The 15279-nt window shown below is 54.3% G+C and carries 11 protein-coding genes; 2 read left to right on the top strand and 9 right to left on the bottom strand.

Features of this window, described 5'->3' with window-relative positions:
- Positions 1–169: 169 nt before the first annotated feature.
- The 5 genes from NST08_RS06905 to NST08_RS06885 form a co-directional block, all read right to left on the bottom strand.
- Positions 170–970: an ABC transporter ATP-binding protein gene (locus tag NST08_RS06905; protein WP_007130872.1), complete on the bottom strand. Its 801-nt coding sequence runs from the start codon at positions 968–970 to the stop codon at positions 170–172.
- The gene (locus tag NST08_RS06900) at positions 957–1967 is read right to left on the bottom strand and encodes an ABC transporter ATP-binding protein (protein ID WP_007130873.1); all 1011 of its coding nucleotides are present in this window, start codon (positions 1965–1967) and stop codon (positions 957–959) included. Before NST08_RS06900 ends, NST08_RS06905 begins: the two co-directional genes overlap by 14 nt.
- An 8-nt stretch (positions 1968–1975) precedes the next feature.
- Entirely contained in the window at positions 1976–2812 is an 837-nt protein-coding gene (locus NST08_RS06895) for an ABC transporter permease (protein WP_007130874.1), read from the bottom strand.
- 1 nt (position 2813) lies between these two features.
- A complete protein-coding gene (locus NST08_RS06890) occupies positions 2814–3824 on the bottom strand; it encodes an ABC transporter permease (RefSeq protein WP_007130875.1) in 1011 nt (336 codons plus the stop codon).
- A 116-nt stretch (positions 3825–3940) separates the two neighbouring features.
- Positions 3941–5782, bottom strand: a complete 1842-nt coding sequence (locus NST08_RS06885) for an ABC transporter substrate-binding protein (RefSeq protein ID WP_007130876.1) — start codon at positions 5780–5782, stop codon at positions 3941–3943.
- Between the two features lie 274 nt (positions 5783–6056).
- Here NST08_RS06885 and NST08_RS06880 point away from each other — a divergent pair, with 274 nt between their 5' ends.
- A complete protein-coding gene (locus NST08_RS06880; RefSeq protein ID WP_040739039.1) occupies positions 6057–7319 on the top strand; it encodes an ATP-binding protein in 1263 nt (420 codons plus the stop codon).
- Positions 7320–7568: 249 nt separating this feature from the next.
- Here NST08_RS06880 and NST08_RS06875 read toward each other — a convergent pair whose 3' ends face one another.
- Positions 7569–8867 (bottom strand): alpha-glucosidase/alpha-galactosidase, encoded by a 1299-nt coding sequence (locus NST08_RS06875; RefSeq protein WP_007130879.1) that lies wholly within the window; start codon positions 8865–8867, stop codon positions 7569–7571.
- A 203-nt stretch (positions 8868–9070) separates the two neighbouring features.
- Between NST08_RS06875 and NST08_RS06870 the strand changes: the two genes are divergently transcribed.
- Positions 9071–9952: an AraC family transcriptional regulator gene (locus tag NST08_RS06870; RefSeq protein ID WP_007130880.1), complete on the top strand. Its 882-nt coding sequence runs from the start codon at positions 9071–9073 to the stop codon at positions 9950–9952.
- Between the two features lie 276 nt (positions 9953–10228).
- Here NST08_RS06870 and pepT read toward each other — a convergent pair whose 3' ends face one another.
- The 3 genes from pepT to NST08_RS06855 all read right to left on the bottom strand — a co-directional run bounded on the left by pepT (position 10229) and on the right by NST08_RS06855 (position 15268).
- On the bottom strand, positions 10229–11461 hold the full coding sequence (pepT, locus tag NST08_RS06865) for a peptidase T (protein WP_040738909.1): 1233 nt from the start codon (positions 11459–11461) through the stop codon (positions 10229–10231).
- A gap of 545 nt (positions 11462–12006) precedes the next feature.
- Positions 12007–12837, bottom strand: coding sequence for an MBL fold metallo-hydrolase (locus NST08_RS06860; protein ID WP_007130883.1), 831 nt, complete (start codon positions 12835–12837; stop codon positions 12007–12009).
- A 70-nt stretch (positions 12838–12907) separates the two neighbouring features.
- Positions 12908–15268 carry a glycoside hydrolase domain-containing protein gene (locus NST08_RS06855; RefSeq protein ID WP_341341628.1) on the bottom strand — a complete coding sequence of 787 codons (2361 nt, stop codon included), beginning with the start codon at positions 15266–15268 and terminating at the stop codon, positions 12908–12910.
- Between the last annotated feature and the right edge of the window lie 11 nt (positions 15269–15279).

Raw genomic sequence — 15279 nt, 5'->3', positions numbered from 1 at the left:
AAAAATCTTTGCACACAGACTGCAGTATTGCATCTGCCCCAATAGAATAAGCGGGACGTCCTTGACCGCCTGCTGCTTCTCACCTCCGAAAAAACAAATGCCCGTAAACGGTTCGTTTCCGTTTACGGGCAGCTCTGTGCTGACATGCAACAGCCGGCGTGATAAGCAATCAGGCGAGATCCCACTCCGAATGGATTTTCGGAACATCGGAAATCAGCTGGCGGGTATACGGGTGCTTCGGATTCAGGATGACTTCCTCGGCCGGCCCCTTCTCAACCACTTTCCCCTGCTCCATGATGTAAAGCGTATCGCTCACATAATAGGCCAGGCCGACGTCATGGGTAATGAAAATAATCGTCATATTGTTCTCCTCCCGCAGCTTAAGGAGCATATCCAGGATGGTCGATCTGGAGCAGGCGTCGACCATGGAGGTCGGTTCATCGGCGATAAGCAGCTTCGGATGGAGGATAAAAATTCTCGCGATCATAAGCCGCTGCATCTGTCCGCCGGACAGCTCGAACGGGTACTTATTGTGCAGCTCCTCGTATTTCAGATTGACGAAGGAGCAGGCCTCCTTCATGCGGCGCAGCTGCTCCTCCTTCGTCAGCTTCTCCCCCTGCAGCTTGATGCAATCGAGGAGAAGCTTCTCGACTCTATAGAACTGATTGAAGGAAGAGAACGGGTCCTGAAAGATCGCCTGAATATGCTTCCAATATTTTCTCCGGTCCGAATGCCGCTTCAGTCGCCTCGGCTTGCCCATATATTCGATCGTTCCGGCGCTTTCCTTCAGCAATCCCATAATCAGTTTGGCCAGCGTCGTCTTGCCGCTTCCGCTCTCTCCGACGATCGATATAATCTCGCCTTCATGAAAAGCGAAGCTGACATTGTCAACCGCGGTCGTCTTGTTGCCGCCGAAGCCGAATACCTTCGTCAGATTCTTTCCTTCGATCAGCACGTTATTCCCCTTCATTCGCATACCACTCCCTAAGCGTTTCAGGCTCGACGATGCATCGGTACGTCCGGTCCCCCAAGGTTTTGTTCGCAATCTTTCCCTGGCGGCACGCTTCCTGGGCATACTTGCAGCGATCCGCGAACCGGCAGCCCTCCGGGACGTTCTTCAGGTTCGGCGGCGTTCCCGGAATGGCCGCCAGCTTATGGCCCTTCATGCCTTCCTCCGGCACGATGATGGAGCCCATCAGCTTCTTCGTATATGGATGGATCGGATCAAAGATCATCTGCTCGGCGGTTCCCCGCTCCACGATCTCGCCCGCGTACATGACCATAATGTCATCCGTGACATGGTACAAGAGCGGCAGCTCGTGCGTTATGAAGACGAGCGACCGGATAAAGCCTTTGTCCAGCAAGCTCTTCAGCAGCTTGATCACCGCCTTTTGCGACGTAACGTCCAGGGCGGAGGTCGGTTCGTCCGCGATCAGCACTTTCGGGTTCAAAATGGTGGAGATCGCAATGACGGTCCGCTGCTTCATGCCGCCCGACAGCTCATTCGGATACGCATTCAGCACCCTCGGCGACAGGTTCAGCGTCTCGAACCGCTCGGCGGCCATATCCCATACCTGCTTCTTGGTCAGCTCGGGCCGATGCTCCTTCATGATGTCCTCGATGAAACGAATGATCCGCAGCGTCGGATTCAACGCATTCATTGCCGCCTGCGGAATGTAGGAGATCTCCCTGCCCGACACTTGGGAGCGCAGCTGCTCCTTCCCGAGCTTCATGATATCCCTTCCGCCGACGATAATGGAGCCGCCTCCGAAATGAAGCGGGGGAAAGTAAAATCCCATCAGGCTTAAGGCCAGCGTCGATTTGCCGCAGCCCGATTCGCCGGCGATGCCGAGCGTCTTTCCCTCCTCCAGCGCGAACGTGACGCCATCCACCGCATAGACATGCTCCTTGAGCCGGGTCCGGTAATACGTCTTCAATTCGTTGACTTCCAGAATATGCGTACTCACGTCATCCATCAGCTCCTAATCTTCGGATTGAATATTTCGTCCATGCCCGTATTCATCATGTACAAGGAGAACGTGATCATGGCGATCGAAATCGCCGCCGGAATGAACGCCCACCATGCGCCGGCTACCGGGGCTTCAAACACGAGCGCCCAGTTCATGATGATGCCGAGCGAAATCGTATTGTACGGGCCGAGTCCAAGCATGGAGATGGAAGCCTCAGACAGGATTCCCGACGCGGTCTGCAGCACGAAGGCCATGACGACATAGGAAGCAATATACGGAAGAATTTCAGACACGATGATCCGCGGCGTGCTGTATCCGGATATTTTGGCGATATTCACGTGATCCCGGTTCCGAAGCGAGGAGGTCTGGGCCCGCACGGCCCGCGCCGTCCACGGCCAGCTGGTCACCCCGATGATGACCGCCGTCACGAAGGAGCTCCGTGAATCGATGCTGACCGAGATCAGAATGAGAATGACAAAGGACGGAATGACGATGAAAATATTCGTGACCGCGGTCAGCAGGTTATCGATCATGCCGCCGATATATCCCGAGGTCAGTCCGATCACGAGCCCGATCGCGGTAGCGAACACGCCGGCAATAAGCCCCACCTGGAGCGATGTGCGGATACCGTAGATCAATTCCAGAAACAAATCCCTGCCGAAGTTGTCGGAGCCCAGCAGCAGCTTGGCATCGGGCGGCTGGTACGCAAGCGCGATCATCTCCAGCGGGTCGCTGCGGTTAAACAGCGGATAGATCAGCACAAGACCGATCATGGCCAGCAGCGTGCACGCCCCGAACATGAACTTCGGCGACTTGATCAAGATGCGGAATGAACTGTTCATATCACTGATCCTCCATCTGCGCGGCCTTGATTCTCGGATCGATCCAGCCGTATATGATATCGATCGTGAAGTTGGCGAGCAGCACGGCAATCGCGATGAGCAGCGTGCAGCCCGAAATCAGCGGATAATCCAGCTGCCGGATGGCGGTGAACATCCAGGTGCCGATGCCCGGATAGCTGAATACGATCTCGCAGATCAGGGAGCCGCCGACCATGGTGCCGATGGACAGGGCAAGCCCTGTAATCTGCGGCAGCATGGCGTTGCGGAACACATATCTTGCAATCCGGGAATCCCGGATGCCGAGCAGCTTGCTGTAGAGCACATAATCCGAGTTCAGCTCGTAGATGGACATTTCCCGCATGCCGATCGCTTGGCCCCCGATCGTGACGAGTACGATCGACAGGAAGGGCAGCGTGTGATGGCGGATGACCGAAGCGAAAAATTCCCAGCTTAAGGAAGGCACCAGCTGGTAGTCATAGCCGCCGTGCAGCGGGAACCAATTCAGGGACAGGGCGAACACGTACAGCATAATGATCGCCAGCGTAAAGAACGGGATGGAATTCACGAACAAGGCGACCGGAAAAATCACTTTATCGAACACGCCTTTGCGGTATGCGGCAACGGCGCCGAGGATATTGCCAAGCAGCCATCCGACCAGGATGGCCGGCAGCTGAAGGCCGATCGTCCACGGGACGGCGGAGGCCAGAATTTCCGTGACGGGCTTCGGATACAGCCCGAAGGACGTGCCCAGATTGCCGCTGAGCAGATTTTTCACATAGATCAAAAACTGTTCGCCCAAGGGCTTGTCGATGCCAAACTCAATAAGGAACGTCTCGTACACCCGCTTAATGGTGTCGCTGTCCGTCATGCCCTGCGTCATCTCCGAGACGATCATGCTCACCGGATTGCCTTCGATCATGCGCGGCAGCAGGAAATTAAGCCCGACCGCAATGACCAGCGTAAGGAAATACCAGAAGAACTTCTTGACGATGTATTTTCCGTAAACGCTCAAGCAGCTCACCCCCATGGCCTGTAAGTTGTCGCGACATGTTTCGCTGGAAAAGAGACCTATATCAGGGCCTCATTCGTCCGCTAATATAGGTCTTTCACGCGCGTTTGATTTAACAATCAGTTATGAATCTGATACAGCGCCTTGATGCCTGCTCCATCCATCGAGATTTGAGGCGGGATATTGCTGCCGTCGCCTTCTCTCGGGAAGCCCTTCCAAACCGATTCATTGACGGTATCGAACACCCAAGGGCGGTACATGAGCGGAATGGACGGAATGTCCTTCAGCCAGATTTGGGTGAGCTCGGTATATAGCGCTTTCAATTCCGCCTCGTCCGTCGTCGCCGGAATTTTCTCGATGATGGCATCCGCCTGGTCATTCTTGTAACGGCCCCAGTTCCAGAACGCCATCTCGCCGATCGGAGCAACGCCCTTGGAATACATGATCGTTCTGGCGCGGTCCCAAGGCTGGCTTGGGTTGACGCCGCCGGCCGGCGTGTTCATGATGATGTCGAATTTGCCGGTCTGCAGATCGTTGGTCCATACCGGCGCCTCCGGGAATTTCGTGCGGATCTCGATGCCGATGGCCTTGGCGTTCTGGGCAACGATCTCCAGCGCTGCGTTCCAGTCCGACCATCCGTACGGGCATTCGATTTCAAACGGACCCAGCCGCGTGCCGTTCAAAACGCGGATGCCGTCCTTGCCCTTCTTGGCTCCGATCGAATCCAGCAAGGCGTTTGCGCCCTCCACGTCGGTCGTCCATTGCAGCGGCTTGATGGCCTCCTGATCCACGTATTTCGACTCAGCATCGGTGTTCAGCGTTAAGGAAGGCTCCATTGGCGCAGAGTAGCCGCTGATGGCAAGCTCCGAGATTTTCCCGTAATCAATCGCCATGGCGATCGCCCTCCGGACATCCGGGTTATCAAGCCCCGGCTTCGACATATTGAAGAAGATGGACGGCATGGAGCCCGGCAAATAGTACGGCGCATCCTTCAGGTATGTTCGGACAGGGGCGCCGTCCTCCCACATTTTCCATACCTGCGGAATGAACTGCTGGGATACGTCGACCTGACCGCTCTTGAATGCCAAGTCGCCCGCGGCGTTATCCTTGTAGATGACGTGGGTAATGTATTTCGGTGCCGGCAGCTTGCCGAACAGCACCTGCCCCCAGTAGTTGTCGTCCCGGACGATCGTGATCTTCTGGTCATTGTAAAAATACATCTTATACGGTCCCGTTCCGATCGGGTCGGCGTTCACTTCCTTACGGATCGTCGCAAGATCATTGCCCGCCTTCTTCTCGATTTCTTCCCAGACATGCTTCGGCAGCATCGGAATCAGCTCAATGCTGTCCAGCACGGTCAGCTTGTTGGGATTTTTTTCATTCAACGTAATAATTACGGCATGGGGGCCATCGGCCTTTACGTCCGCAATATACGTCCAGAAGCTGCTCCAATTGATGTCGTATTTTTTGCCGAGCTGATACGTATAAACAACGTCCTCCGAAGTGAACGGCTTTCCGTCGCTCCACTTGGCCTCCGGATGAAGCTCAACCTTCATGTTCAGATCGTCCGTCCATTCGTACTTGGTGCCGAGGAGCGGCTCCAGCTCCCCTGTCAGCTGGTTGACCATGAACAGCGTTTCGTAGACCAATTCCCGGGAGTTCCCATAGTTGATCGGAAACGCGGCGTTCCCGCTGAGCAGGTTGAAATTCGTCGGTGCCCCCCACTGCAGGCCGTTCACATACAGCGTTTCGTTTCTAGGCGTCGCCTTCGGATCTCCTTGCGGTGCCGGCTCATCCTTGCCCCCCGGGGCCGGTGTCTCTCCTCCGGACGGCGGCGTTTCTCCCCCGGACGGCGGAGGCTCGGTTGCCGATGGCGGCGTAACGCCCTGGCATCCGGCAATAAAGAAGGAAATGGCTAACAACAGAATGAAGACGGGTCTCATAACGATTTTCAGCTTCACTCGTGAACCCTCCATTCACAAATAATGTGCTCATCGTGCTCGTTCCTCCGGCAAAAATGCCGGAATTGTGCTGCCGCTTCGCCGGAAGCGTTTTCTCGATGAATTTATATGTCCCTTCATTTCTTCTTTAGTACAGATAAATTTTGAATCCGAAATATGAACCCCAAGGATTTTGAAAGGTAGGCGTCGAATTTTTGGAGGGCGTTGATCATGAGCAAACGTGGAGGAATGGAATCTAATTATCCTAGCGAAGCAAGTAAAGGAGTGTTGTCTGCTGACTGTGATTAAGGATACTCTACTGCAGCTCTTATTTGCGTTAATGCCTTCCGTTGTCTACAACATCTATTACAGGAATCTGACCGTCAACTATTCCCGCAGCTTCATCATCATGATCTGTTCGCTTTGCCTGATCCTGTCCATGACCTTCGCTTCATCGGTGCAGGCTGGGCTGATCTTCGATATCCGCTATGTCATTATGTTCTTCGGCATCCTGTTCGGAGGGCTGACAACGGGCTGGATATTACTCGTCGAATTTATGATCTACCGGCTATACATCGGCGGCACCGGGGTGATCGACGCCATCATTATTCTTGTGATTACGTTTCCGCTATCGGTCATGCTCGCATCGGTGTATCAGAGAACGCGGCATCGGCTATGGATCGTTTTTACGGCCGGAATCAGCTTCTCCTTCATCCCGCTTACCGTACTCTACATCACGAAGCCTGATTACATTATGAACCAATTGGTATTTAACATTCTGGCCATCCCTGTTCAAAATTCCCTTGGCATCTGGCTGCTGATCACACTGTTCAACAAATCGGTAACCGACAAAGAGCTGTCCTTGAAATATATCCAGAACGAGAAAGCGGAGGCCGTCAATCATGTCGCCGCCTCGCTCGCCCATGAAGTCCGCAACCCGTTAACCACCGTCCTGGGCTTCCTGCAATTAATGAAGAGCGGAACCTTCTCTCCCGAAAAAATGAACCGGTTTCTCGAAATCAGCATGGAGGAAATCCGGCGAACCGAGCAGATTTTGTCCGAATATTTGTCCATCAGCAAGCCGGCCGCTTCGCTCCAGCAGCGACTTGAGCTTATTTCCCAAATGCAGGCCGTTGTCGAGGTTATGACCTCTTATGCGAATATGAATAATGTCGCACTTCACGTCCGCTGCCCCCAGACGCCGATCTTCATATCCGGCAGCACAGCGGAGCTGAAGCAGCTGCTGGTCAATTTCATTAAGAATGCCATCGAAGCCAGCAAGGACGTCACCAAAGGTACGGTGGAGATTTCGATTCGGGAGGAGCCGCCTCATGTCGTCATCCAAATCGAGGACAACGGAATCGGCATGACCGAGGAGCAGTTAAACCGGCTGGGCTCCATTTACTATTCCACCAAAATGAACGGAACCGGACTCGGATTAACCTTCTCCTACCAGGCCATCCGCGCGATGAACGGAAGCGTATCCGTCAGCAGCGAGCCGCTGTCCGGTACGACATTTCTAATCCGGCTGCCGATTGCAGAGGGGGTGAAAGGCTGATGGAGGCCGGTGCACCTTTCGGTGCTGCTGTGCTGGTGCTGCTGTGCTGGTGCTGCAATGCTGTTGATCCAATATTTGGTACTACAATGCCGGTGCTATACTCCATCAGTAAAAAAGATACCGCCTTCTATTCCGAGCCCGCCCCGTCAATATAGAATGAGCAGCCAAACTCCCGTCTGCCCACGCAAAAAAGGCGGGAATACCTCCCGCCTCGCTTGCTATTTCTATTCAAGAAGCCTGTGATTTCGTTTAGTGGAATTTCGGCAGCCAATCGCCGTGCGCCTCGATCAGATCGTCGCACAGGCTCTTGATGTCGTCCATGGACAGCTCTGCCGCCGTATGCGGATCCAGCATCGCCGCATGATAGATATGCTCCTTCTTGCCGGTCGCAGCCGCTTCCAGCGTAAGCAGCTGGGTGTTGATATTCGTGCGATTCAGCGCAGCGCACTGCGGTGGAAGATCGCCCACGTAGGTCGGCGTCACGCCGCTCGCATCCACCAGGCACGGCACCTCGACGCACGCTTCCTTCGGCAGATTTGTGATCAAGCCGGTGTTCATCACATTCCCCCCGATTTTGAAAGGAACATTCGTCTCCATCGCTTCCAAAATATAAGACGCATACTCATGGGAGCGCTTGTGCGTCAAATCTTTATTGTTCACCAGCTCTTCGCGCATCTGCTTCCAGCCCTCGATCTGATTCACGCAGCGGCGCGGGTACTCGTCCAGCGGAATGTTGAAGCGCTCGATCAGCTCCGGATAATTCCGCTTAATGAAATACGGATGATACTCGGCGTTATGCTCCGAGGACTCGGTAATATAGTAGCCGAAGTTCAGCATCATCTCCAGGCGTACCATATCGTGATGCTTCTCCTTCTGCTTCTCGGCAGCCCGCCGCTTGATTTCCGGATAGAGGTCAACGCCGTCCTTCGTAACCTCGAGCAGCCAGGCCATATGGTTGATGCCTGCAATCTTGGCCTGCACGCCTTCCTTGTCCATCCCGAGATTATCGAACAGATGCGGAATGCATGCCTGCACGCTGTGGCACAGACCTACCGTCTGAACACCGCCGAGCGTGTTCATCGCATTGGTCAATACCGCCATCGGGTTCGTATAGTTCAGGAACAGGGCATTCGGACATACCTCCCGGATGTCGGCCGCAAAATCCAGCATGACCGGAATCGTGCGCAGGTTGCGGAATATCCCCCCGATCCCGACGGTGTCGGCAATCGTCTGTCTCAGCCCGTATTTCTTCGGAACCTCAAAATCGGTAATCGTGCATGGGTCATAACCGCCGACCTGAATCGCATTGATCACGTACTTCGCGCCCCGGAGCGCTTCCTTGCGGTCGCTGTAGGATTTGATGACGCAGGTGCTGCCGCTCGTCTTCTTTATATTATTCAGCATGTTCTCGGAGTCTTTCAGTCTTACGGGATCAATGTCAAACAAGGCAAGCTCGAACCCCTGCAGCGCCGGAGTCTGCATGCAGTCTCCCAGTACGTTTTTGGCAAAAACACTGCTTCCCGCTCCGATAAATGTAATCTTGGACATAATAACGCCCTCCTTAAACCCAATGTATTCATGCGCTTTCACATGAATAACTATATGTGATTCCTGCATCCTTGAATATGGAGCAAAACAAGGGCGATATGGACATTTGTCGTTTCATCCATTAATCTATGGGTGACTCTTAAAGATGCATTCAGGGCTTAAGATTATTGAACAAGGAATCCTCCAAAGGGGGCTGATACACGATGTCCATCCTGCCTGACCACTCCCTGTACGCGATCGGCATGAACCCTTCCCCGGGCGCCCATGACCTAACCATGCTGTTCAGCGGAGAAGGCATTCCGGTACCAAGGCACAAAATCGGACCGGCCATCCACGACTACTGCTTAATTCATACGGTGACCGACGGCGAAGGCATATTCGAATGCGCCGGCAAGGTATATCCCTGCAAGGCGGGTGATACGTTCATCATTCTTCCGGGCGTTCTGTTCAGTTATCAGGCGGACGACCGGAATCCATGGCACTATCATTGGGTCGCCTTTCAGGAGAAAGGGGCTCCCTTGCTGCTTGCGGATATGGGGATTACCGCCGCAAGACCGGTCATCCGCTGCAAAGACCCGGAGGAGCTGAAGGAGCTTAAATCCATGTACAGCCGCATTCGCCTCGGCTTCAATCAGTCGGATTATCCGCGGCTTGAGGATCTGCAGGGCTCGGCCTGGCTCCGATTGCTGCTATACAAGCTTGCCATGCTGAATCAGCAGCATCTGCCTTCAAGGGAGCGGGATGTAGCTGATATTGAACGCGGTGTAAGGCAGGCGGAGCGCCTCATCTCGACGCAATATCACCAGCAGCTGTCGATCGGGCAGCTGGCGAGCACGCTCGGTTACCACCGCGCCCATCTCTCGAAGGCCTTCAAGCAGCATACCGGGTTATCCCCGATGCAGTATCTGATGAAGGTGCGAATGGAGAAGGCGAAATCCCTGCTGAGGACATCCTTTTCGATTCAAGAGATCGCCTCTTCGGTCGGCTTCAATGATGCCCTCTACTTCTCCAAGCTGTTCCGCAAATGGACGGGCATGACTCCCAGCGAATACCGCAGCGGCCCGGGTAAAGGATTGTCTGGATAAGCGGAGCGGGGGCGGGAGTGGCAGGAGGACCGGCAATGGCCTGTCCAGCCCTGGGTCCCCGGCAAACGCAAAAAAGCCGCCGGGACGTTGCTCCCGGCAGCTTTGGCCTTTGATAGCCTTGTCATGTTCAGCTTTGCCGCTTTGCTGTCATTTGTCAGCACTGAAACTTCCAGCTTGTTGTCATTGGTCAGCACTGAAACTTCCACCTTGTTGTCATTGTCAGCTCTGCAGCTTCCGGCTTTGTTGTCATTGTCAGCCTGTGATTGCAAACCTGGCCTATGCTCTTGCCTCATAGAGCTGGACAATCTCGACGATCGTTTGGACCGCCTGCATCATCGTGTCTGCGGACACGTATTCGTACCGCCCGTGATAGTTCTCCCCGCCCGTAAATATATTCGGCGTCGGCAGTCCCATGTAGGACAGCTGGGAGCCGTCGGTACCGCCGCGAATCGGCTCGATGATCGGCCGAATGCCCAGGTTCTCCATCGCAGCCTTCACAATCTCCACCACTTCGATCACCGGCTCGATTTTCTCGCGCATATTGTAATATTGATCCCGCATTTGCAGCACGATCCGTTCGGCTCCGTACTTCTGCTGAAGCTCCTCCACAATGGAAGCCAGCTTCGCTTTTCTTTCCTCGAAGCGCTCCCGGTCATGATCGCGAATAATATATCGGAGCTCGGTCAGCTCGACATCGCCCTCAATGGAGGTGAGATGAAAGAAGCCCTCGTAGCCCTCCGTGAACTCCGGCGCTTCCTCCGCCGGCAGCATGCCGTGCACTTCCATCGCAATTTTGGCAGCATTCACCATTTTAGCTTTGGCCGTTCCGGGGTGTACATTCTTTCCTTTGCATGTCACCAGCGCCGCTGCCGCATTGAAGCTTTCATATTGAAGCTCTCCGACCGGTCCGCCATCCATCGTATACGCATATTTCGCTCCGAAAGCCTCGACATCGAATTTATGCGGTCCCCGGCCGATCTCCTCATCCGGCGTGAACGCAACCCGGATCTTCCCGTGCTTCAGCTCCGGATGCTGAATCAGATACGACATGGCAGTCATAATTTCGGCAATCCCGGCTTTATCGTCGGCGCCAAGCAGCGTTGTCCCATCCGTCGTAATGAGCGTGTGGCCCTTGTAGTTAGCCAGTTCCGGAAAATCTCGCGGAGAGAGCACCACGTTCTGATTCGCGTTAAGTACGATATCTCCTCCGTCATAGTCTTCAACGATCTGCGGCTTTACGCCTGCGCCCGTGAAATCCGTTGCCGTATCCACATGCGCCAGGAAGCCAATCGTCGGGATATCCTTGTCCGTATTCGCCGGCAGGGTAGCCATGACATAACCGTTCTCATCCATCGTCACGTCCTCCATGCCGATCTCCTTCAGCTCGTCTACAAGCAGACGGCCCAGTGTCAGCTGGCCCGGGGTCGAGGGGCAGGTGTTGCTGGTTTCATCCGACTGGGTATCGATTTGCGCATATCGAATCAGTCTGTCGATCACTTCTTTTTTCATCATTCTCAACTCCCGTCATACGTATTTCGATTTTGTACTGTCATATCGTAGCAATTGGACTTGCTGTGGATTGGATACCCGGCTCTTTGTATCTATATCGATATTCTTCACTATAAAGTGTCAGGCTAGCCAGCCATCCCTTCCTTAATCATCCATCATTATATCCAGTTGCCGCCGCTCAGGTCAATTTCACCAGAGGAGAGGGGATGACCCAAAAGATCTTAGATCTGGTGGGATGCCTTCTTTTTCTGTTAGGAGGCGCTCCGTTTACGAATCGTTCCTTCCATCGCTGCTGCCCCCAAATTTCGGCCTCAAACTTACGAACAGCACCAAGAAAGACTCGGAGACCGGAACAGCTACAGCAAATCGGACCATGGCGCCTCGTTCATGCGGATGAAAGAAGATGCGAAATGGCGGTGCAAGGATCACATCCTTAGCACCGCCATTTCTTCATTTGATACGTTTTTGATCTAAAAAACAATCTGTCGAGTGAATAAACCTACTATTGCATCAGCTCCCTCGAATACAATAGAACTCCTGCCCCCTTATGATTCAGGGAGGATATGAACCGTCAGTCCATCGAAGGCGCACTGGGCGCCGAATTGACCGACCTCTTCCGCCAATTCATGGTGCGGACCGACGGATTGGTGGGAGAAATGAGTCGCAATGAGCTGTGTCTGATCGGTAATGGCCCCGATGCGCTTCAGCCGTTCCACCATCCGGCCAAAGTCCGATCGATTGAGGTGCTCTTTTCCGGGAGGACGGTTCCAGATCGTCCCCTCCAGCACAACGGCGTCAAATCGGCGCCCCTGCAGCGATTCCCATACGTCTTCCTCGTAATACCCGCTATCCGATGCATATAGGAGCGAAGCCTTCCCATCGTCGATCAGGTAATTCATCGCATCGCCGATCCGCAAGTGATGGCAGGCTGCAATGGCCGTAACCGAATATTCCTTCAGCCGAACCGTTTGCCCCGGATGAATGATACGCCTTAGAATCCCGGCCCCCTGGTCATTCCCGCCGGTGTCCTCCCATTTCGTCCAAACCGAAGGTCCCGCAAGCATCGTCAGCTCCGGCAGCTCGGTTGCCAAACGAAACGCTTTGCCCCGGAGCATCAGATTAACGGAATCGAAATGATCGAGGTGGCTATGGGTGATCAATAAGCAGTCCAGGTCGCGCAGGGCAATGCCCAGCCCGGCACAGGAGGCGAAAATATCCGGCCCAAAATCGATGAGCAGATTATCATTGATTAAGACGCTCTGCCGCCGCCGGTTGTTATGTCCGCCGTTTTCTCTGGCATGCTCGCACGTCAGGCAGTCACAGAACGGGGAAGGAATTCCTTCCACAGCCCCCGTTCCCAGAAAAGTCAGCTTCATGCGTTCCCCTCTTTTTATCAAAATGGAGTTGCTAGGTACCCGATTGATAAGCTGCTCCGCCACACCTGCCTCACGGTGTCATCGGATCCTGAGGCGCGGCAGAAGTAAACCGGAAGTTGTCGAAATACAGGGTCTGCGGAGCCGACTGGCGCCACATCCAGATCTCAATGCCCTTGATCCGGCTGAGGTCCAAATTCACCTGCCGAAGCGGAATGCTAACGGTTTCGCCGCTGCCTGCGCGAATATACTGCATGAAGGTATCATCGCTTTTCCCGTCCAGCTGATGGAACTTGACGTAGAATTGTACCGTCTCGCCAGGATTGAACACGTCGAACTCCAGCGTCTCGAATGCCGACCAGTCGCTGCTGCGGAATCCTTTCCCTGCATCAAACAACCGCAAATTCGGAAAATTCACGTTTGCCGAAAACACAGCCTTCATGGAGTAGGTCCCCTCGGTGACATTCACCTTGGCGAGATCGGTATCCACCGTCTGGGATGTGAAGCGGTTGATCGCTTCATCGGTTTCGGCATCGTTTAAAGCGACCGTATACGGAGCATGGGTTTCATAAACGACAAGGGTCCGATTCACGGTTTTGGACGATCCGTCCTTGCTCACGACGATATCCAGCTCTTGGGCTCCGGGATCCAGGCTTAGCACCAGCGAAAATTGATCGTGCTCTGCTCCCTCAGCGGTTATCGGCGCTTGCTGTCCGTTCACCGTTACCTCCGAGCCTTTCTCCGCATAGATCGAAACCTCGCGGCTTCCGTCCGCTGGGCTGCCGACCGTAACCAATACCGGCGCACCCTCCGAAGCGGTAACGATCTCCTGTGCAATCTCGCTTCGTACCTGCATCACCTTCTCGGGGTTCTCTTCGAAAGTTTTGATGTTCTCATACAATCGGTCATAGAATGGGCGCATCGCATCCCGATACGGGAAGGCGTCCGCTATGCCCAGCTTCGAGGCAGCTTCACGCAGCTTCTGCTCATACAGCCACAGATACTCGTAATCCTCCATGCTCTCGCGGAGCACTTCCAGACGGATCGTGCCAATCGGGCCGTCGACGCCTACTTCCGTTCCGGGATAAAACAAATATCCATCGCCGTTCGCCCCGGGGAATGCCAGCGGATCGGTCCATACATCACGGCTGACGTATTTCTTCTGGGCGGCATCATACTTCTGGAACTGGGTCGTCGCCCAATATAACGTGCCCTCCACGCCGTAATCGCGCTGCATCCAGGTTAACAGCCGCGTTCCGACCAAGTCATCATCCAGATGATAGGAAGGGAACGGATGCTTCGGCTTCACATAGGTGTACCACCAGACCGAATCGCCGGCGGCCTGCCGCTCCTTGGCGAAAGCCTCGTCGAACTTTTCAATATCCGCTACCCAAATATCCACATCCCCGACTAATTCATCGACCGGCTGAATCGTAACGAGATGCGGAACATCGGGAGCCGCCTGTTCGAGAGCATCGTTGATCTGCTTCACACGGGCATATTTATCGCGTGTCGGTTCATCGATCTCGGACACATAATAATACGCTTTAGACAGCAGGCCTGCCTCCCTTAAACGATCCACCAGCTGCTTGTTCCGCTGTATATCCGGCTGCCCGTCAGCCGTCCGATAATACGGCAAGCGGTAGGCGGATATTCTCGGATCGTTTACATACTTTGGCGCCCGTTCAACGTAGCTGTCGATGTCGGAGTCCGGAATCGGCAAGTATCCCGGCGTCAGGCGGTGCTCAACGGATGCGTAGTAGTACTTCTCGATGTACTTCCATGCCTCCTCGCCCACGACATTGCCGTGCGCTTCCTGAACCGGTCCGCCCCAGACCCCGAAATTGGTTTTGGCGTGGCTCTCATCGGTAAGCTCGAAATCCCATACGGTGAGTTCGATTGGGATTCGGACCGGATTTCCTGTTTCGTGCAGTGTCATTTCTCCAGTATACGTACCGGGATGCTGCCCTTTGGGCACATAGACTTTGAACCAGATCCCTTGATTATGTCCTTCGGCTACTTCCAATTGCTGATTCAACGGGATCAAGGCATCCGGATACCAGCCTTCCGGATAAGCCGGCGTTGTGGAAGTCTTTACTTCAATGTAATGCTGTTTGAACAATTGAATATGCTCTCGGCCGATTTTGGCGCTTCCGTCCGTAAGCTTCAGATCGCTCATGGATACCTGCAGCTTGCGTAGTGGTTGATTGGCTTTCACGATGACCTGGCCGCTCTCATATTCATTGCGTGCGGCTCCGATCCGAATGCTGGAATTGGGCTCGCCCGGAAAAGCCTGATCCCGCATCACCTTCTCCGTATTGGTCGGCACCCAAACATCGAACAGGTCGCCCTGGCTAGCCGCGGCCGAACCGGGCAGGAAAGACGTCAACAGCAGCATCACCGACAGCAGAGACAAGCAAGCCTTTTTCCACATCCTATCGCCCT

Origin of the sequence: Paenibacillus sp. FSL K6-1566 (assembly GCF_038050475.1) — a bacterium.
GTDB lineage: Bacteria > Bacillota > Bacilli > Paenibacillales > Paenibacillaceae > Paenibacillus_AQ > Paenibacillus_AQ lactis.
Note: the sequence above shows the minus strand (reverse complement) of the source record. Positions and strands in the feature narration are given on the sequence as shown.